18 protein-coding genes are annotated in these 20,986 nt (G+C 44.5%); 8 read left to right on the forward strand and 10 right to left on the reverse strand.

Annotation, left to right across the window (positions count from 1 at the left end; translation table 11 throughout):
- Positions 1–9: 9 nt before the first annotated feature.
- The 6 genes from ACI882_RS03805 to ACI882_RS03830 form a co-directional block, all read right to left on the reverse strand.
- Entirely contained in the window at positions 10–987 is a 978-nt protein-coding gene (locus tag ACI882_RS03805; protein WP_411744523.1) for an alpha-ketoacid dehydrogenase subunit beta, read from the reverse strand.
- Entirely contained in the window at positions 984–2,150 is a 1,167-nt protein-coding gene (locus ACI882_RS03810; RefSeq protein WP_411744524.1) for a thiamine pyrophosphate-dependent dehydrogenase E1 component subunit alpha, read from the reverse strand. Before ACI882_RS03810 ends, ACI882_RS03805 begins: the two co-directional genes overlap by 4 nt.
- A 168-nt stretch (positions 2,151–2,318) precedes the next feature.
- Positions 2,319–3,101 carry an enoyl-CoA hydratase/isomerase family protein gene (locus ACI882_RS03815; protein ID WP_411744525.1) on the reverse strand — a complete coding sequence of 261 codons (783 nt, stop codon included), beginning with the start codon at positions 3,099–3,101 and terminating at the stop codon, positions 2,319–2,321.
- A gap of 64 nt (positions 3,102–3,165) precedes the next feature.
- A complete protein-coding gene (locus tag ACI882_RS03820; protein WP_411744526.1) occupies positions 3,166–4,311 on the reverse strand; it encodes an acyl-CoA dehydrogenase family protein in 1,146 nt (381 codons plus the stop codon).
- A gap of 307 nt (positions 4,312–4,618) precedes the next feature.
- Entirely contained in the window at positions 4,619–4,996 is a 378-nt protein-coding gene (locus ACI882_RS03825) for a DUF2750 domain-containing protein (RefSeq protein ID WP_411744527.1), read from the reverse strand.
- Between the two features lie 123 nt (positions 4,997–5,119).
- Complete coding sequence (locus ACI882_RS03830) at positions 5,120–5,770, reverse strand: HAD family hydrolase (RefSeq protein WP_411744528.1); 651 nt, start codon at positions 5,768–5,770, stop codon at positions 5,120–5,122.
- A 213-nt stretch (positions 5,771–5,983) separates the two neighbouring features.
- On the opposite strand from ACI882_RS03830, the gene ACI882_RS03835 reads away from it, so the two are divergent.
- The 5 genes from ACI882_RS03835 to ACI882_RS03855 are packed head-to-tail and all read left to right on the forward strand — an operon-like array spanning position 5,984 to position 11,934.
- Positions 5,984–7,210, forward strand: coding sequence for an imelysin family protein (locus tag ACI882_RS03835; protein ID WP_411744529.1), 1,227 nt, complete (start codon positions 5,984–5,986; stop codon positions 7,208–7,210).
- Positions 7,200–8,612, forward strand: coding sequence for a di-heme oxidoredictase family protein (locus ACI882_RS03840; RefSeq protein ID WP_411746319.1), 1,413 nt, complete (start codon positions 7,200–7,202; stop codon positions 8,610–8,612). Before ACI882_RS03835 ends, ACI882_RS03840 begins: the two co-directional genes overlap by 11 nt.
- Before the next feature lie 11 nt (positions 8,613–8,623).
- On the forward strand, positions 8,624–9,523 hold the full coding sequence (locus ACI882_RS03845; RefSeq protein ID WP_411744167.1) for an imelysin family protein: 900 nt from the start codon (positions 8,624–8,626) through the stop codon (positions 9,521–9,523).
- A complete protein-coding gene (locus tag ACI882_RS03850; protein WP_411744168.1) occupies positions 9,513–10,595 on the forward strand; it encodes a DUF1513 domain-containing protein in 1,083 nt (360 codons plus the stop codon). Before ACI882_RS03845 ends, ACI882_RS03850 begins: the two co-directional genes overlap by 11 nt.
- 31 nt (positions 10,596–10,626) lie before the next feature.
- A complete protein-coding gene (locus tag ACI882_RS03855; protein ID WP_411744169.1) occupies positions 10,627–11,934 on the forward strand; it encodes an NAD(P)/FAD-dependent oxidoreductase in 1,308 nt (435 codons plus the stop codon).
- A gap of 5 nt (positions 11,935–11,939) precedes the next feature.
- Here the strand turns inward: ACI882_RS03855 and ACI882_RS03860 are convergent, their stop codons facing one another.
- Complete coding sequence (locus tag ACI882_RS03860) at positions 11,940–12,443, reverse strand: DNA-deoxyinosine glycosylase (RefSeq protein WP_411744170.1); 504 nt, start codon at positions 12,441–12,443, stop codon at positions 11,940–11,942.
- Between the two features lie 12 nt (positions 12,444–12,455).
- Entirely contained in the window at positions 12,456–14,618 is a 2,163-nt protein-coding gene (uvrD, locus tag ACI882_RS03865) for a DNA helicase II (RefSeq protein WP_411744171.1), read from the reverse strand.
- A gap of 456 nt (positions 14,619–15,074) precedes the next feature.
- On the opposite strand from uvrD, the gene ACI882_RS03870 reads away from it, so the two are divergent.
- Together ACI882_RS03870 and ACI882_RS03875 are read left to right on the forward strand one after the other, a co-directional pair.
- Entirely contained in the window at positions 15,075–17,711 is a 2,637-nt protein-coding gene (locus tag ACI882_RS03870; RefSeq protein ID WP_411744172.1) for a putative bifunctional diguanylate cyclase/phosphodiesterase, read from the forward strand.
- A 243-nt stretch (positions 17,712–17,954) separates the two neighbouring features.
- Complete coding sequence (locus ACI882_RS03875) at positions 17,955–18,149, forward strand: PA3496 family putative envelope integrity protein (protein ID WP_411744173.1); 195 nt, start codon at positions 17,955–17,957, stop codon at positions 18,147–18,149.
- Between the two features lie 105 nt (positions 18,150–18,254).
- Here the strand turns inward: ACI882_RS03875 and ACI882_RS03880 are convergent, their stop codons facing one another.
- On the reverse strand, positions 18,255–18,800 hold the full coding sequence (locus ACI882_RS03880; protein WP_411744174.1) for a gamma carbonic anhydrase family protein: 546 nt from the start codon (positions 18,798–18,800) through the stop codon (positions 18,255–18,257).
- Positions 18,801–19,006: 206 nt separating this feature from the next.
- Here ACI882_RS03880 and ACI882_RS03885 point away from each other — a divergent pair, with 206 nt between their 5' ends.
- The gene (locus tag ACI882_RS03885) at positions 19,007–19,567 is read left to right on the forward strand and encodes a phosphoribosyltransferase (protein WP_411744175.1); all 561 of its coding nucleotides are present in this window, start codon (positions 19,007–19,009) and stop codon (positions 19,565–19,567) included.
- Positions 19,568–19,722: 155 nt separating this feature from the next.
- On the opposite strand, the gene malG is transcribed toward ACI882_RS03885, so the two are convergent.
- Entirely contained in the window at positions 19,723–20,982 is a 1,260-nt protein-coding gene (gene malG / locus ACI882_RS03890; protein WP_411744176.1) for a maltose ABC transporter permease MalG, read from the reverse strand.
- Positions 20,983–20,986: the final 4 nt, after the last annotated feature.

Below are 20,986 nucleotides of genomic sequence, written 5' to 3' on the forward strand. Positions count from 1 at the left end.
TCCGGCTCCTTAATAATTTATACTGAGTTTAATGGCTTCGAATACTTTACTGGCATCTGGAATGTATTCTGTCTCATGTGATAGTGGGTATGGAACATCCATTCCGCAGACACGTAAGATAGGTGATTCTAGCGACAAGAAAGCTTGCTCTTGAACTGTCGCGGCGACTTCCGCGCCGAAACCGCTGGTTAATGTCGCCTCGTGGGAAATAATTAGTCGACCTGTTTTCTTAACCGAGTTAACAATGGTCTCCACATCCCAAGGGACGATGGTGCGTAAGTCGACTATCTCACAGGAAATGCCTTGTTCTTGAGCTAGCGCTGCGGCTTCAGTAATAATTTCCATCTGTGCGCCCCAGGCGAGCAAGGTTATATCTGTTCCTTCCTCTACGACTTCAGCGACACCCAAGGGAATTTCATAATCGGTTTCAGGTACTTCACCCACCGATGCTCGATACAATCGCTTTGGCTCAAAAAATAGCACCGGGTTTTCATCGCGAATAGACGCCAACAGCAAACCCTTTGCTTGATATGGGTCTCTTGGCACAACGACTTTTAGGCCAGGCGTGTGTGCAAAGTAGGCTTCTGGTGACTGTGAATGATAATGCGCGCCTTTAATGCCACCACCGTACGGAGAGCGAATAGTAAGACCACCCACATTAAACTCGTTACCACTACGGTAACGAAACTTGGCCGTCTCATTGACTATTTGGTCAAACGCCGGAAAAATGTAATCGGCGAATTGAATTTCAGCTATTGCTTTGAACCCATTCGCCGCCAGACCATTTGCAAAACCAATAATGCCTTGCTCCACCAGCGGGGTATTGAACACGCGATCTTCGCCAAATTTTTCTTGCAGGTGACTGGTGGCTCGAAATACACCACCAAAGTGACCGACATCTTCACCGAAGCATACAACCGTTTGGTCTGCGTGCATGGCCGTTTCAAGTGCGCTGTTAATTGCCTGAAGGAGATTTATTTTACTCATGAGTCTAACCTCCCTGATGTTTTCGGATAAGCCGCAGAATACTTACGGATGTGATCTTTTAAATCAGCAAGCTGGCGCTTCAAGTGTGGTGTTGGCACATCAAATACATCGGTAATAATGTCATCAATTTTGTTAACCAAGCGTTTTTCTGCTGCTTTCATTTGCGCGAGTATTTCTTCACGGTACTGCGCATACAATTTGTTTTCTTGTGCATCGTCCCACCAGCCTTTTTTGGTTAGCCAGTGCTTATAGCGCAACACAGGGTCTTTCGTGGCCCACTTGGCTTCCTCTTCCTTCGATCGGTAGCCGGTTGGATCATCTGAGGTTGAGTGTGCCCCTAAACGATAGCTCATTGCTTCAATTAACACCGGAGCGTTATGCGCAACTGCGTAGTCTCGAGCAGCTTTGGTGGCGGCATAAACGGCGAGTAAATCATTACCATCAATACGAATGGTTTTGATGCCATAACCAACACCACGGCTTGCAATGCCATCACCTTTATACTGTTCAGAAGCAGGTGTCGATATTGCGTAGCCATTATTACGGCAGAAAAAGATAGTCGGGCAATTCAGTACGGCCGCCATATTTAGGCCGGCGTGGAAATCACCTTCACTGGCAGCACCTTCTCCAAAGTAACAAATAGTACAACCTGAGTTACCCTGCAATTTCTGGCCATAGGCATAACCTGCCGCTTGCGGTATTTGTGTTCCTAAAGGCGACGATATTGTCATGTAATTGAGCTCATTGGAGCCGTAATGAATAGGCATCTGCCGACCTTTGCCTAAATCGCGTTCATTAGAGAAACACTGATCCATAAACTGCTCAGTTGTGAAACCGCGGTACCGTAAGGTGCCTTGCTCTCGATATTGTGCAAAAACCATATCTTGTGCTTCTAAAGCGGCAGCAGAGCCGATAGAAGCGGCTTCTTCACCTAAGCAAGGCATGTAAAAAGATATTCGGCCTTGGCGCTGAGCATTAACCATGCGCTCGTCAAAGACTCGAATAAACACTAAGTCACGATAAATTTTTAACGCAAATTCTTGCGATAGTTCAGGCTCGACGGCCTTGGGGTACAAGGTTCCGTTTTGTTTTAAAACTTTAAATATTGGTATATCTAAAGCATCGCCTGAGATGAACGTAGGCTTATGAATGGTCTGACTCATAATACCCTCCTCTCGTTGTTATTTTAATTAGTGGTGGTCAATCCAAGTAGCATTCGCACAATCTTAGACAACCTCTTACGAAACGAACTCTCTTTATTATTTTTTATTTTTATCATGTCTTTAGTTTTTTATGTCATCACTCTGAGCGTAGTCTACTCAGTCAATGGCTTACATTTCACTTCGCCAGTTTGGCGAACGTTTCTCAAGAAAAGCCGACAACCCTTCTTGACCTTCTTCGGATACCCGTTGGTTAGCAATTCGCCAAGCAAGGTTATCCATCAGTTCTTCATCTACAGGCCGCGCATTTACATCACGGATCAGTTTTTTAATTTTTCGATGCGAGGCCGGGCCACCTTGCAAGAGATGAGTCACAATGCTCTCTAGCTGCGAATTTAGCTCTGCTTGGCTCGCAACTTCATGAACTAAACCTAATGCCATTGCTTTGGCGGCGCTGAACCTTTCGCCTGTTAACATGTAACGATTAGCTTGCCTTGCGCCCATCGCATTGACGACAAAGGGTGATATGGTTGCTGGGCTTAAACCAAGGCGAGTTTCTGACAGTGCAAAAAATGCCTTCTCTTCGGCGATGACGATATCGGCACAAGCGGCTAAGCCCACACCGCCCCCCATAACCGCACCTTGGACCACGGCAATAACCGGCTTTCGGCAATGAGCCACATTGTACATAAGACTCGCCAAGTCTTTTGCATCTTTTACGTTGTCATCTGTGGATAAATCTTTCATGCTGAGCATCCAGCTGAGGTCTGCGCCGGCACTAAAGTTTTTGCCTTCACCACGCAATACCACTGCCCGCAAGTCATCTGAGTTATGCGCCATAAGCACACTTTCATTTAGTTGCTCAATAAGTTCCGAATTAAATGCATTTGAAACCTCTGGGCGACTCAAGGTTAAGGTTAACACTTGGTTATTTTGCTCGGTCTTTAAACTCATAACGTTTTACTTTTACCTGCTTATGATGGATTAGTTTACGGCCAAGCCTGTCATCTAAATTTGATCAGCTATAACGTTTTTCTATATCGCGTGCAATGATCATTTTTTGTATATCACTGGTGCCTTCGTATATTTTGGCGACTCGAACATCGCGATATATTTGTTCAATTGGAAAATCATTTAGGTAGCCGTAGCCACCCAAAACCTGCATGGCTTCAGATACCACTTTTTCGGCCATTTCACTGGCAAATAATTTAGCCATGGCCGCTTCTCGCAATGCTGGCTCGGCCTGATCTTTTTTACGCGCAGCTAGCCACACTAGCTGGCGAGCAGCTTCTATTTGCGTTTCCATATCGGCTAAGCGAAACGCCACGGCTTGATGCTCCATTAATGCCTTATCAAAGCTCTGTCGTTCTTGCGCATATTGAGCTGCAATATCAAACGCGGCCTGTGCCATACCAACACACTGTGCCGCTATCCCGATTCGTCCTCCTTCTAAGTTGGCCAGTGCGATCGCATAGCCCTGGCCGACCTTGCCCAATAAGGCATTTTCGGGCAGCTGTACATCCGCAAAGTGCAGCTGTGCGGTATCTGAGGCGCGCTGACCCATTTTCTTTTCAATATTGGTTACTTGAAAACCTTCTGCATTGGCCGGGACTAAAAAGGCGCTCATGCCTTTTTTACCTAATGCAGGGTCAGTGACCGCAAACACAATAGCGACGTCACATATGGAGCCGTTGGTAATAAATTGTTTGGTACCCGACAAAATCCAACCTTGGTCATTTTTGCTGGCACGAGTGGTTAAAGCTGCGGCATCTGAACCGGCTTGTGGTTCAGTTAAGCAAAAAGCACCTAACTTTACGCCTGTCGCTAGGTCTTCAAGCCAATCTGACTGCTGCTGCTTGGTCCCAAACGCACAAATAGGACCACAAACAACTGAGTTCATCACCGAGGTAATCGTCGATAAGGCACCATCACCTTTGGCAATTTCTTCAACCACAAGCGCTAGTGATAGATATCCGGCGTCGCTGCCCCCCATACTTTCGGGCACTAACATACCGTAAAAGCCCATTTCGCCGAGACTGCGGATAGCCTCGGTGGGAATGATACTGCTTTGATCCCAGCCTGCGCTTTGGGGTTTTAAAACGTTTTGAGCAAAATCTTTAGCTGCATCTCGCATCATGCGCTGGGTGTCATTCAATTCGAACACGGTAAGCCCCTTTTAATACGACAAGCTGAGCATAGATCAGAATTTGTACTCACGATAATTATTGAGCGAATATTGTTTAACTCTGACCTAGACGTCTTATCGACAATATTTTTGTTATGTTCGCTAGGCTAAATCAGCTTTACGTTAACGTCAATTCAGCGTGAAATTTGATTTGTCAGTTATTGTGTACGGCGTTGGGAAATGGCCTGAATATGGCGTCATGCAGGGAAGGAAGAGACAAGGGCATTGGGCGCCCTTATCTGATGATTGCAATTAACTTTAGTGCTTCAACGCTACCGAAGCCACCCTAAACTGACATGGCTTCTGTTAAGTCTTCGTCAAATTCACTAGGGTCTAGCACCAAAGCTTCTTCTTCTGAGTTTGGAAAAGCAGCCAATACCAAGTTGTCTTCGGTTAGACCTTGCGTCCAACGCGACTGCCAAACGTCTAATGCAATTGCTTCTGGCGTACAATTTTTCCAATCACCATTCACCCACTTTTGAGCAGTCTCTTTATGTGGCCAAATGGGCAAGCAATCACCGTCATCGCTGTTTAGTAACACAAAACCTTGGCTGTCGGATAAAATCCAAACTTGTTGTTGCTCAACAGCGGTTTCAACTAGGTAGTCATAGCGCTCTTGAGAATCAAGATTCTCTAAATGCTCAAAATTGGTCGCGTCAGTCATGTTGCCGTCTTCATTTACAAAATTAGCCCCACAGTGTGAGGCGTCACAATTCAAAGGTCGAGTATTTTTGCGCAAAACAGTAGAAATTAACGGCTCACTCAAAATGTTTCAATGCGCTTCTTGCTAAAACTTATAGCCAATTACCTCATCGATTCTATTGAGGACGATATGACCCAGCGCCAGCAAGTCATCACTGGGTTGAATTAAATCGGGTATTTGAACAACCGTCATACCTGCAGCATGGGCCGCCTTTACCCCGTTTTCAGAGTCTTCAAAAGCTAAACAGTGTTTGGACTCAAAGTTCAGCTTATGCGCTGCTCGCAAAAATATATCGGGTTTCGGCTTACTATTTTCGACCTGATCTCCACCGACAAGTATTTGAAAATAATCGTATATGCCAGCAGCTGTTAGCTTATAGATTGCACCTGCCGTCTTTGAAGATGTCGCGACTGCCATCGGCATGTTCATTTGTTTCAAAGTTGCCAGTAGGTTCTCAACACCAGGCATGAGCGGTATCGGACGCTCAGTGACCAATTCGAGATAACGCTTTTGCCACACTTCATCGAAAACTTCAGGCTCTATCTGCCCCGCAAAACCCTCGCGTAAAACTACCTTGGCGAGTTGAGCATTGGCTCCGATGAGTTTTTGGAATACATCGGGGCTATCGGGCAGTTGAAAATGGGTACAGGCAGCTTCAAAACTTACCAGTGCAAGCCTTTCACTGTCCAATAACAAACCATCCATATCGAAAACTACGGCTTGAAACCGATCCACAGGTACTGTCCTTTACTATTGATATTTACAGGCATAGTAGCAGAGCCCACCATAGTTAGCAGCCAATAGGCGTTCAATAAGCAAGCCCTTGAAGCTACCAGCGCACAGAGCCACAAATAAAAACAAGAAACTTACCAGCAACTATTGATAATCATTCTCAATTAATATTTAATACCCTCCACAAATGATAACCATTATCAATAGAGAGAGCGTATGAAAAAACTTTTGATCACCCCGCTGCTTATATGCGGGCTCGCCCAAGCAGATATAACCACTCCTCAAGTCGTCAACGGATATGCCGATTTAGCCCTAACAACGTACACCGATGCACATGCAACAGCACTCGCATTGCATAGCCAGTTAGAAGCCTTAGTAAAAGACCCTTCGCAGCAAACTTTGAACAACGCCAAAACTGCGTGGATTGCAGCGCGACCTTCTTATCAGCAATCAGAAGTATTTCGCTTTGGTAACAGCATCGTTGATGACTGGGAAGGTCAACTTAACGCTTGGCCTCTTGATGAAGGTTTAATTGATTATGTCAACTCTGATAGTTACGAGCATGAGCTAGGCAATGAAGGTAGCACGGCAAATATCATTGCCAATAAAAAAGTTGGCGATCTTAAGGTTTCTCGCTTATCGGCAAAAACGTTAGCAAATCTGAACGAATTCGGCGGTTCTGAAGCGAATGTCGCGACTGGCTATCACGCTATTGAGTTTTTGTTGTGGGGCCAAGACCTGAATGGTCATGAAGCCGGAGCGGGCAATCGTCCATGGACAGATTACGCGAAAGGCGACCAATGCAGTGACGGTAACTGCAAGCGCCGAGGTAAGTACTTACTCGCTGCCAGCGACCTACTCATTGATGACTTGGAGTATATGGTTGGCCAATGGACACCCGGTGAAGACAACTACCGTGCTGAGCTTGTCGCTCTCGAATCTAAAGAAGCATTGAATAAAATGTTGTTTGGCATGGGCTCATTATCGTTAGGCGAACTCGCTGGAGAACGTATAAAAGTTGCGTTAACGGCAAACTCAACTGAAGATGAGCACGATTGTTTTTCAGATAACACCCACAACTCACATTATTATAACGCCCAGGGCATCGCCAATGTGTTTTATGGCCGTTACGAAAGTGCCAACGGTCAATCACTTTCGGTACCGAGCTTGCGCGACTACTTTGCTAGCCAAGGTAACTACCAATTGGTTAGCGACGCTGATGCAGCTTTTGGCAAAACTCAGATGAGCTTAACTCAAGTCGTAAAAAGTGCTGAGCAAGGCGTTGCCTTTGATCAACTTATTGCCCCTGGTAATAGTCAAGGCAAAGCACTGCTCACAACGGTTATTGGTGATCTAGTCAATCAGACACAGGTAATCGAGAACATGGCTCAAGCATTAGAGTTGTCGCAATTATCTCCTGACGACGCTGGACATGAATTTTAACAAACATCTTTTAAAACCATCGGGTTTACTGTTAACAGCGGCTGTTTATTCAGTCGCTGTTTTCGCACAACTGCCCTTAACCGGCGGCCAGACGACCACGAAGCAATCTGGTCGTACGGCATTTAGCCAACCCGCACCTAACTTACCGTTAATCGATAAAGTAGACTTTAGCGTCGGCAACTCCTTCTTTCGTAACCCTTGGGTCATTGCCCCCAGCTCAACCACGGCTCGTGATGGACTCGGCCCATTGTTTAACGCAAACAGTTGTGAGAGTTGTCATTTTCGAGACGGTCGTGGTCATGCGCCAATTAATGCCGAAGACTCAGCAACGTCAATGTTAATTCGCCTTTCTATTCCACCAATCACCGATGAGCAAAAAGCACATCAGCATCGATTTGGACCCATAGGTGAACCTACCTATGGCGATCAATTTCAAGATGGCGCGGTACCTTCAATGGCTGCTGAAGGCAAAATTAAGGTTACTTGGACTCAGGAAATTTTCGAATACCCCGATGGCAACAAAGTAACGCTGCGCAAACCTGACTTTGAACTCAGCGCATTAGCTTATCGCGCACTGCAACCGCAGACGCAACAATCGGCACGCATCGCACCACAAATGATCGGCTTAGGGCTGTTGGAACAAATTGCCGAGCAAGATATTCTTGCTAACGCAGATGAAGATGATTTAAATGAAGATGGTATTTCAGGCAAGGCCAATTGGGTTTGGGATGTCAGCTCACAAACAACAAAACTAGGCCGCTTTGGTTGGAAAGCCGGTCTGCCGAGTTTGCAACAACAAAATGCCAGCGCTTTTAACGGTGATTTAGGTATTACCAGCGGCCTCTTTCCGACCGATCAGTGCACCGATGCTCAGACAAAATGCCTTGTCGCCCCCAATGGCGATACGGGAGATGAAAAGGAATTACAAACCGATGTTCTTGCCGCGGTGACCTTTTATACACGTCACATAGCAGTACCCAAACAACGTGATCATTCAAACCCAATCGTCATTGCAGGTGAGCAATTGTTTACCGACATTGGCTGTGTCAATTGCCATACAGCAAAATTCACAACACCTAAACTGAGTGACTTACCCGCCCTGTCTGAACAAACTTTTCATCCGTTTAGCGATTTATTGCTACATGATATGGGGCCGAATTTGGCTGACAATCGTGAGGAATTTTTAGCGAATGGGCAAGAATGGCGAACCCCGCCGCTTTGGGGTACAGGCTATGCATTAGAAGTGAGCGAGCAAGTTGCATTGCTGCACGACGGTCGCGCTCAAAGTGTCGAAGAAGCTATTTTGTGGCACGGCGGCGAGGCAGAAACAATTCGACTGCGCTTTGTAAATCTGATAAAACGCCAACGTGAAGCAATCATTGCTTTTGTAAATTCACTCTAAGGTTTCCTATTATGCAACATTCTAAAAAATTAACTGGAAAATACATCATCAAAACCATCGGCGTTATGATGCTGCTTGCTATGGCTGTGAGTGAAGCGCAACCAAAACGCTACGACCTGAAAGTCATGACTGAATATGCATCCTCTGTTGAGGCGCTACGAGATTCTTTGGAGCACAGCTGCCGAACTAAAGGCGATTTTGAGGAAGTGAAACTTTGGCAAGAATCGGCGCAGAAGTGGTTCATGGTAAAAGGCTTAGGCTTACCCGCTGTTGAATTTATGCAACTCGATCACAAAGTTATTTTTTGGCCAGACTCTAAAGACCGACTAAAAAACCAAGTCGAGACAGCCGTACAGAAAACACCAGACCAGCATGCACCCGAAACACTACCAGCTTCAGTTCTTAGCTTGTCTGCCATTGAATATTTAATTACTCAGACACACTCAGATGAATATTGCGATTGGTTAACGCTTATTGCGCGACAGCAGGTCCTGACTGCAGATAAGATTGTTAGCTTACAACAGTACTATGAGTTTGCTACCTTTGAAAAAGTGACCGCGTTACATGCCAGTATTTTGTTATCGCACAGTCAACTTAAAGAGGTGCTATCTAACCCTAACAAAGCAAATTGGTTTCTTGCTCCTGCATGGCGCTCTGAATCAGGCTGGTTAATCACACAAGCATTAGCGAGTCAAGTTATTGAACTATCCTTAACCCTAGAAACCAATAGCAAAGAACTCGTTGATGCCCGCAAGCTATTGCAAGCCGTACTCGAACGCTCTGAGCCTTTAGAGTTAGAGAGCCTAGTGGAATATGATGCAAAGCTGGTTGCGTTAGCAAGCTACGTTGAACAAGTGTTAGCCCCTTCATTAGATGTTTACTTGGGGTTTAACAACTTCGATGGCGATTAACCGACGTAAGTTTCTAGGTAACGTATCAGCACTCACACTGGCAAACCTTTTTCTTCCTAAGTCGCTGGCTAATTTACCAACGGCTAATTCAGAGCATATTATTGGCACCAGCCGACTCGATGAACAGCACTTTACAGTGAGTTCAATAGACTTAGATGGGCGTTTGAACTGGCAACTATTATTGCCCAGTAGAGGTCATGACGTCTGCTGTCATGATAACAAACCCATTGCCGCTGTCATTGCCCGCAGACCCGATCGCTATATTATTTTATTTGATCCAGTGACCGGCGTTGCTCTGCAAGAGTTAACCGTAGATGCAAACCTAAAGTTAAACGGCCACGCCTGTTGGGTTGGCGATAAACTTATTGTCACCGCGAGTGATCGTGTTAGTTCTAAAATGTGTTTATTAGTCTATTCACTTCACGATTCTTTATTGGAACTTACGACGATAAAGCACTTTGAATATTTTGGCCCGCACGAAATAATATCAGCCAATTCTGAAATATGGGTAGCTGTTGGTGGCTTAAAGACACAAGGTAGAGACGTTACCAACAAGCAAACTTTAGAATCTTTCTTGCTGCGTTTAACGACACAACTCGATATTATCGAAGAACACCCAGCGCCTTTTGCTAGTGTCAGCTTACGACATCTAGCTATAGATGATCAGAACCAAGTGTTTATTGCCGGCCAGTTTCAATTAGACCCTAATGATTCTCCGCCACTTCTTTATGCCTTAAGAAATAAACAGCTATTACCATTTGAAACTGAGCCTGCACTATGGTCTCAAGTCAACGGCTATATCGGCAGTATTATATGCGTCGAAAACAATGTCGTTGCTTCAAGTCCAAGGTCACATTGGCTGGGTTGGTTTGATAGCAACACCTTAACACAACAAAAGAGCTTCATGAGTGCAGATGTTTGCGCTTTGGCCAATACCAACCAAGGGCTCGTTGCTGGCGCGGGTACCGGCAGACTTTATATGCAAGGCCGGTTAATTTCATCAAAAGTCCGATGGGATAACCACTTCATGAGTTACTTGATCAATTCTGAAAAGCCTGCCAAGATCAACTAAATTAAAAATAACGTTAGTTGAGCCTTAAACGATGATCTTACCCATTAACGACTCTGGCTGCGGCTGGTTAAATATTATTGAACCACGCACGGCCTTTGCAAGGTTAGATAAATCTATTAGCTGTGATTGGCTTATCATCGGCGCCGGTTACACCGGTTTATCAGCGGCTCGACAACTAGCGAAACTAAGACCTAACGACCATATTATTGTACTCGAAGCACAGCAAGCTGCTGAAGGAGCCAGTGCACGCAACTCAGGCTATCTAGTTGATTCTACGTTAAACGATGGGCACCTTTCTGCTGACGATTTAAACCAGTACCAACAAAAATATGATCTTAATCTGAAAGCGCTAAAACAAGTTAAAAAATTTGTTTCAGAATATAACGTTGATTGTGATTGGCAAGAGACTGGTAAATTCCATGCAACCGCTCTCGAAAAAAACAAAACAAAACTCTCTCAATTTCATCAAACACTCTCTGACTGCGGTATTTCCAGTACAGTTGTCGAAGGAGATGACTTAGCTCGCCGTTTGGGCACAAATTTTTATCGCATGGCCGTACACACCCAAGGCGGTGTGATGCTTCAGCCCGCTAAACTCGCGCGCGCTATGATTACGGCATTGCCAAGCAATGTCACTCTTTTTGAAAACAGCCCGGTTCGTCATATTCAACATAACGATACGATTGTCACTGTTACAACGACTAACGGCCAAGTGAAGAGCCATAAATTATTAATGTGCACCAATGGTTTCTTACCTTCCCTAAGTATACAAAAAGATAGAGCATTTCCGCTTTCACTTACCGCCAGCTTAACTCGACAGCTCACAGAGAGTGAGTATTCTGAATTGGGAGCACCGGACCCTTGGGGTTTATTATCAGCTCAAGCGATGGGGGCGACAGTGCGCCTGACTGCCGATAAACGCATTATGATTCGAAATACGGCTGAAGCCGTGTATGGGATTAATTTAACTGCAAGAGACATTCAAAAAAGGGTCAGCACTCATCAGCAAGGCTTGATTAGCCGATTCCCTTCACTACCGAAAGATATCATCGAACACAGCTGGGCAGGAGTCACATGCGTCAGCGGAAATTCCGCTAATATTTTCACACAGTTATCTAAGAATAGTTGGGCCGCCGGTTGCTACAATGGCGGCGGAATTGGGCTAGCGACTCACTTTGGCGAGCAGCTTGCATTCTTAGCCACAGGTGAAGACTCAGCAGATATTCAACAAATTATGCAACGACCAAAGCCAAATTGGCTACCGCCGAACCCTGCATTGCGCTGGGGAGTCAAAATGCGTTTAGCGAAAGACCGCATACTAGCCAAGCAAGAGCGTTAATTTATTTAGACGAATTTTGACAGCGCTTGATGCCAAATTTGCATTTTTATTTCTGGTTTCATAGCGGCATAAGCAGGGCTCGTTGACGGCAACGATACAACCTCTATGCCGTCAAAGGCGCTTGAAGAAGAAAATACTTTTTTAAAACTTGTAGTCGCTTTCCCGCCATTCAAAAATATGGCTTTAAGCGATGGATACGCCTGTGCAAATTTATCAATTGAGTTCACAACTTGGCTCGAACTTACAATTGCACTGTCCAAGCTGCCTTTTCGTTCGGCCTGGCCAAGTACATCCCACAATGCAACATTGTTGCCCAACAAACTCTCTAACCTTTGTAAATAAGGTGCGTCCACATCAAAACCAAAGTAGCTACTCATAATAAGCCAAAATGCATTCCGCGGGTGAGCGTAATACTGCTGCGCGTTGAGCGACGCTATACCAGGTATGGAGCCTAAAACTAATATTTTAGGCGCACTCCCTTGCTCGGCAGCAAACGATTGAATCGGCATGCTGATCAATTTCTAGAGTGGAATTAAATTGGCGTATTGGAGCATTAATACCCGCTCTTTTCCTTCATCAAACGCGACCGTTACCCTAGTTTGAGCGCCACCGCCTTCTGCATTAATAATGGTGCCTTCACCAAACATGGTGTGCTCAACTCGCTGTCCCATAGATAAGCCAGCATCTTCAACCGCCATGTTTTGTTGCAAACCAAAATTAACGGGTCGCGACACTTGCGATCGCAATCTGACTTCACTTAAAAATTCATCAGGTATTTCACGAACAAAGCGCGACAGACTGTTAAAGGTTTCACTACCGTATAGTCGGCGACTTTCAGCATAAGTAAGCGTTAACTCACACTTGGCACGGGTAATTCCCACATAAGCCAGACGGCGCTCTTCTTGAATGCCGCCTATGTCATCCATAGACATTTTATGCGGGAATAAGTTTTCTTCCATACCGGCTAAAAATACATGGTCGAACTCCAAACCTTTCGCACTGTGCAAGGTCATTAGGTTTACGCTGTCTTCGAACTCATCGGCTTGTCCATCTCCGGCATCTAACGAGGCTTCACCTAAAAACTGTGCGAGCATCTCAGCTGTGGTATCTACATCTATTTCAGTGGTAAAGCTTTGTGCTGCGGTTATTAGTTCGTTTAGGTTTTCAATTCGAGTTCGGCCTTTTTCACCTTTTTCTTTTTCATGATATTCGATCATGCCTGATGCATTGTTAACAAATTTAACAATATCGCCTAAGTCGTCTTGCTCTTGAACTTCGGTTTCAATATCAGCGATTAATTGCAAAAAGTTTTTTAGCGCATTGCCAGCTCGTGCCGTGAACACTCCATTATCTAATGCCAGCTCGGCGGCCTGCCACAATGAGCAGCCTTGATCACGTGCAAATAACCGTAGAGTTTCAATGGTTTTGTTACCAATACCACGAGGCGGCACATTTATAATCCGCTCCATGGAGGCATCGTCTAAGCGATTAACGACTAAACGCAAATAGGCCACGGCGTTGCGAATTTCCATGCGCTCATAGAAACGCACGCCACCGTATATACGATATGGCACTTGCACTTGTATTAGAGCCTCTTCAAGCACTCGCGATTGTGCGTTTGAACGATACAATAATGCGATTTCACTTGGGTTGGTTGAGCCATCAATTAGGCGTTTCATTTCATCGGCAATAAAGCGTGCTTCATCTTGCTCGTTAAAGCCTGCGTACAGGCGTATGGGCTGACCATCATCGCCTTCCGTCCATAGCTTTTTACCTAGCCGGCCGCTGTTGTTTTCTATCACGGCGTTAGCCGCGTTTAGAATGTTGGCAGTTGAGCGATAGTTTTGCTCTAAGCGAACCACTTCGACATCATGTTGAGTTTGAGAAAAGTTTTGGATGTTTTCAACTTTAGCGCCACGCCAACCGTAAATAGATTGGTCATCATCACCTACAATGGTCAAACTGAGCTTTTCGCCTACTAACACTTGCAACCAAGCGTATTGAATTTCGTTAATATCTTGAAACTCATCGACTAATACATGGGTAAAGCGATCTTGATAGTGCGCCAAAACGTCGGGTTGGTTTAGCCATAACTCATGAGCACGCAACAACAGCTCACCAAAATCAACTAAGCCCCCTTGCTGGCAAAGCTCTTCATAACGAAGATAGATATCTCGGAGCGTTTCTTGATACCAATCGCCTTGGGTTTGTACATATTCGGCACGTCTGCCTTCGTCTTTTTGACCATTAATAAACCATTGCGCTTGCTTTGGCTGTATTCGATCATCGGCAATGTTCATTTCAGCCATGATTCGCTTAACCAACCGCAGCTGGTCATCGGAATCCATCACGGTAAAGTTTTGCGGTAAATTCGCTTGCTGCCAGTGGGCTTTGAGTAAGCGATGGGCAAGGCCATGGAAAGTGCCGACCCATAAGCCATAAGAGGGCGTCTCTAGCAGTTCTTCGATACGACCTTTCATTTCTCGGGCCGCCTTATTGGTAAACGTGACCGCTAATACACTAAATGGCGATGCCAAGCCTGCCGCGACAAGCCAACCAATGCGGTGGGTAAGTACCCGAGTTTTACCTGATCCGGCACCGGCAAGAACCAAAAGATGTCGAGAGTCGCTAGTAACCGCTGCTTTTTGCTCAGCATTAAGCAAATCAAGTTGCAGTGAATTCATCTGTAAAGCCTACTGTATATAAAAACAGGCTAAGTTTATCAGAACATAATAAAAAAGGCTTGGGTCTAACACTGCTGTCCCATAAATATCTCAGACCTTACGCGGGGTTGCAGCCCACTGCTTGAAATTCCGGTCGCTCGGGATGCCGCCCAATAAACCCGTCCATGGGGGCTTGATTGAAACATCCATGTTTCAAACACCCGAATTTCAATCAATGGGCCGCTTCTAAACTATGGGATAACAGTGTTGGGTCTAAAGTTTTTTAAAGAAATGCAGGAAAAGCGCCCCACTTCCGAAAAAAAACATTAAAAGGAACTATAATAGCTACACAAGTCCAATAAGATGAAAAAGATGTACTCCGAAAGTGAGACCCTCAGGCAAAGACGCCTACAACTTCTAATGAATAATGCACCAAGCTTTTGGGTTACCTGCATAGGGCTAAGCTTAGTTACGGCTATGATTCATTTGATCGATCAGACCTATACAAATTTTTGGTCTGCATTAATGCTCGTTATCGTTTCGGTGACTGGTTATATATCGGCCCTTTATAGCCGTCGGTACATACGTCGAAACCCATTATGGAGCCCTCTGCTACTGCTTTCAGCATTAGTGCTATGCAATAGCGTACTTTGGGGCCTCTTTTCCCGCCATGGAACTATTTTCAACACTTTTTCGATTATAATCTGTGTTGCCGCCAGTCTCAGCCTCTTTACCCATGGTCGTTTATTGATTGCGGCAATGATCCCTGCAACTCTAATCCCTCTACCATTTTTGTATATTGCTGACTTCGCGTTTCTTACCGAGGTTAATCTCCCTATTATTATCCTCGTCTATCTTGTTGCGTATCAACGTCATAAATTTGGACTGTATAACATTCGTAGCGACTTTGAATCGACTCGTTTAAACCGATTAATGACAGACAATCAAGCTGAGCTTAAAGCAACCATCGACCAGCGTACCGCACAATTGGAAGAAGTGAATAACCGTCTGCAAATGGAAGTTGAGTTAAGGAGAAATGTAAACAAAGCACTAATAGAAAGTGAAGAGCAACTTAACTTGGCACTGGAGGCCTCTGGAATTGGCTTCTGGGATTGGGATATACCGACTCGTAAAATTTATCATTCTGATGCTGAACGGCTTTTCGAAAGCAGCGATACCTTAGGTGAGGAACCCTTCGATTTATTTGATCACATTGTTCCATCAGACATCAAAATAGTCCGCAAGGCCATGACTCGTTATTTACGTGGAAATTCAGATTACTATTCAGCACGGTATCGCATAGAAACTGCCAAGACCAAAAGCCTAAGATGGATAGAAGACATAGGTAAAATTAGTGAGCGTGACGCTGACGGTAAAGCTATTCGGTTAATGGGGACTCGGCGTGACATCAGTAAAGATATGCAGTTACAAGAAGACTTAAGCTTATCGGCTAGCTTGTTTAACACAAACCCTGATGGCGTTTTCATTCTCGACGGCGAACATAACTTCCGTACTTGTAACCGAGCGTTTTGCGAGGTGTTTCATCGCCAAAAAGGAGAGCTTATTGGCGATTCTCTATTTCAAGTGATCCGTACAGAACAACAAAATCGTATTATTCAAGGCATTGAAAACAACGGACGATGGGAGGGGGATATAGTCGCCGCACGAGGCAAGAATGAACGATTTCCAATTACCTTAACGTTGACGGCTGTTAAACGAGAAGATGAGACAATATCCCATTATCTAGGAATTTGCAGAGATCAGTCAGACTCAGGAAAAACCAAGCACGAGTTTGACTACAACGGAAACTACGACAAACTCACCGGGCTGTTTAATCGAAGTTATTTCCACCAGGTGTTAGATCAGTTTCATGAGCATCGTCCTTTGCAAGCGAACCACTACGCCGTTTGTGTGCTCAACCTTGATCGGTTCAAAACAATTAATGAAAGCCTTGGTATTGAAGTGGGCGACCAGCTATTAACCGATTTAGCCGCTCGATTAAATAATCTACAAGAGCCGACTCGGCAAGTTTCGCGCTTGAGCAGCGATGAATTCGCACTCATCATAGAGTATGAAGACGATCAAGATCATCTTTTGCATGTACTGAACGCCATTCAAGGAGACATCACTCGCCCATTTTTGGTCAACGAGCATGAATTAATTGTAACGGCTAGCATTGGCGTTTGCGTTATTTCTGAATCTAACCTCAGTCAAATGATGAATCACGCCATTGCTGCAATGAATCAAGCTCGCTACCAAGGTGGTAACAACTTCCAGTTTTATCATCAAAAATTGGCCACTTCCCCGCTCGAACGATTGCAGCTCGAAAAGTCATTACGTAAGGCCATCTCTAACCAAGAATTCTCCGTCGACTACCAACCGAAACTTAATTTACATACCGGCATTATTGACTCTGTGGAAGCGTTGGTACGTTGGCGCCATCCACATAAGGGCCTACTTGACCCACAAGAGTTCATCCCTCTAGCTGAGGAAACGGGCCTAATTTCAGCCATCGGGGAACAAGTACTCAACAAAGCATGCATGGAAGCTGCTACTTGGCGAGAGCGTGGCTTTGGTGACATTTCGGTATCTGTAAACCTATCTAGCCATCAAATTAGACGTACTGACTTATATGATGTGATTCAAAGTGCCCTGAAAACTTCTCAGCTTCCTGCAGAATATTTAGAGCTTGAGCTGACCGAAAGCATGTTAATGGAAGACATCAGTCACGCCCAAGATTTTTTAAACCAACTCAGGTCATTAGGTGTGCGCTTAGCTTTAGATGATTTTGGCACTGGCTACTCTTCTTTGAGCTATTTAAAACGCTTACCAATTGATACGTTGAAAATTGACAGATCTTTCATTGCGGAAACTCGTGATGGTACAAAGAGTCCGATTGTCGAAGCGATTATGGCGATGGCAGACAGCCTAAACTTAAGCGTTGTTGCCGAGGGGGTTGAAACGCAGGGTCAGCTTGAATACTTAAGGACACTTGCTTGCGATTACGCTCAAGGCTTTATCATCAGTAGAGCGTTACCTGCATCGGAAATCCTAACGCTTATTAGGCACTCTAATATGCAAGTACTTAATCAAAGCCCAGAGTCAGTGCATTAATGCACTGATAAACCTCTTGACGCGCCCTTTTTCAGCTTAGCTTATACATTGGCGCGACACTTGCTTATTAATAGGCGACTCAGTGCCTAGCCATTTTGAAGAACCTTATTCACAGCTACGATGAAGTTCACAGAATTGTCATTCTATTTGGCTAAACTTAATGAGTTGCTGAGATATTTCAGAGCACTTGGTTTTACAACACATAAAAATAATACGGCAGTTGCCATCATAGGAGCCATTTATATGTCTACAAACCTTTTTAAACTTGAACTGGAAAACATTGAAGACTCTATCCTACATAAACCTGCCGATGGCAGCCAAAACAAGCGCAATGAAAACCATCGCAGACTCGCTGCACGCCGCGCAATCGAAGACCATCTAGAACAGCAAAAAATGCGTACTGAATATCACGATTTAGAATTAGACGTATTTAACTAGAACTTTACTCCAAAAAAGGCCGCTAAAGCGGCCTTTTTTGATATTTGCACTGTTACTTTACCCTACGCAGCTGTTACCTTCTGTTACTATTTCTCTACCTGCCGTTTAAACTGCAGACAATCCCTCATCTATATACTGATCTTTTAGCTTGCTATAATTTATTGCTGAGTATTTAAAAAAGCTAAGCTCCTTGGCGGTCAACGCCCTAGCTTGCTTGGCTGGTGAACCCTTATACATGTATCCTGAAGCCAGCTTTTTACCAGGCGGAACGAGAGCTCCTGCGGCCAAAACTACTTTGTCTTCAATCACGGCCCCATCTAACACAGTAGCACCAATGCCAATCAACACCTCATTGCCAACGGTACAACCATGAAGGCAAGCCTGATGCCCTATTGTGACATCTTCGCCTATAACCAACGGATAGCCATCTACGTTGTAGTCGCTGGCATGAGTAATATGCAAAACCGCACCATCTTGGACCGAAGTTCGTGCCCCTACGCTGATACTGTGCATATCGCCACGAATAATTGCACCAGGCCACACCGATACATCGTCTCCTAAAGTAACATCTCCAATAATAAAGCTTTTTTCAGAAACCATGACTCGCTGCCCTATAATAGGCTGGTGTCCGCCAAGAGAATGAATGGCCATGCTCACCTCAATTATCTGTTTGTGTTTAAAAAATTTACCACAGTCGCATAGCAAAACACATGATTCATTCGATGTGCTCAACCATTATTTAGTAAATTGACGCATTAATGAGCGAATTATTCTTAATTAAACTAAAATCAAACAATTCATACCAAGGTCGTTTATAATCTGGCCAATTGGTTAACATTCGACTTAGGGTTTTCGATATGACAGATAAAGTATTCATCAGCTCTCAAGAGCTTTTACTGGACTCCTTTCGACTAGCGCATCAAGTGCTAGAAGATGGCTTCCGGCCAGATTTCATCATTGGTATTTGGCGAGGAGGCGCACCGATCGGTATCGCCGTGCAAGAATATTTTGACTTTAAAGGTATCGAAACAGATCACATTGCGGTTCGCACATCGTCTTATTACGGAATAGGCCAGCAGTCTAAAGAAATAAAAGTGCATGGCCTACACTATTTAATTGAACACGCCAATGCAGAAGACTCTCTGCTCATTGTTGATGATGTGTTCGACTCAGGCCGCAGTGTTGATGCTTTAATCAAGCAAATTCGTCAACAATCTCGCTTAAACACGCCACAAGATATTCGCGTTGCCTGCCCTTGGTATAAACCCAAAAATTCACAAGTTGATATCGTTCCAGATTATTTTATTCGCAAAAGTGAAGACTGGTTGGTATTTCCCCATGAGTTATCTGGCCTAACGCCAGAAGAGCTGATCGAAGGCAAGCAAGAGTTAAAAGCCATTCAAGATTTATTGGTGTAATTTCTCTTTCTAAACATAGGCCCGAAATCCACTTCGGGCCTATAAATCACCTAGTAAACCAGTATTATCGTATCAGCCTTATCCTCAGACTCGAAGCACAGCATCAACCATCGCTAGAAAACCCCTCCTTCCAACTACAAACTCTTAACTTCAGCTCAACCTTTAACACCGCCTGAGGTTAAACCGCCGACTAGGAATTTCTGTGCAATTAGGAACACCACTGTAATAGGGATACCTGCCAATACAGCAGCGGCAGCAAAGTCGCCCCACAATAGATTTTGTGCTTGAATATATTGCTGTGATCCTACTGCCAAAGTCATTTTATTAATATCACTAATCAATACCGCTGCAAGAGGGTATTCATTGACGATCCCGATAAAGGCTAGAATAAAAACCACGGCTAAAATGGGTACGCTCAAGGGTAGTAATATCTTATAAAAGGTTTGCCAAGGCGTAGCGCCATCAATAGAAGCAGACTCCTCCATGGCTGGATCAATGGTATCAAAGTAGCCAATAATCAAGAATATATTCAACGCCATGCCACCCATGTAACCAAAGATTAAGGCTGAATGGGTATTTAAAGCCAAGAAATCGATAAAAGTACCGAGCTTGTCAAAGATAAGATAGAGTGCAACTAAAAAGAGTGTGTTTGGAAACATCTGTATCACCAACAAACTCTTTAACATCTGATCTTTACCGGTAAAGCCCAACCGCCCGAACGCATATGCACCGGTTGTAGAAAACAACAGTATCAAGAACCCGGTAATGGCGGCCACTTTGACTGTGTTCATCAACCAAGTTAAAACAGGGAATCGAGGAGTTGCCACATAAGCATCACCGTATTGTAAAGTTGTGCGCGCTGCCCCTTCTGGGAGTTTTGGCACCTCTAGCTGACCTGATATTGTTCCGTTTGGAGAAGTAAAATGAACGTCTGAATCATACTTGTCTCTGTTTTCTTCAAAATCTAAGACAATTTTTTGATAATCATAGAAGCCGCGCTGGTCCATTCCTTCGATTATTATTTTATCGCCGACAGGGCCTAAAAATGAAACGGCAAGGTAGCTGGTTATCGGGTAACTATCCTCATCAAACTTAGCATTCGCTTCAATACTCCAAGAACCATCGGCATTAAAGGTTACATCACCAAGACCATTATTAAACTCAACTTGTTCAACACCATCCAAGTCTTTTTTAAGAGGGTTCATACCAGTGTAGTTTTGCTCTAACGCTAATGCCCAATGCTCTAAGGTTGGGTTAGAGGGTATTAACATATTCACTGGGTCAACCAAGGTCTGGCCGCTTCGGAACGAGATTGATATGACATACAACAGTGGGTATATCACAAAAAATAAGAACGCCAATAAAATGATATGTACGCCGACTACGCGGGCGAAAAACGATTTAGATTTAACCATTAGT

The organism is Reinekea sp., assembly GCF_046710285.1.
GTDB lineage: Bacteria > Pseudomonadota > Gammaproteobacteria > Pseudomonadales > Natronospirillaceae > Reinekea.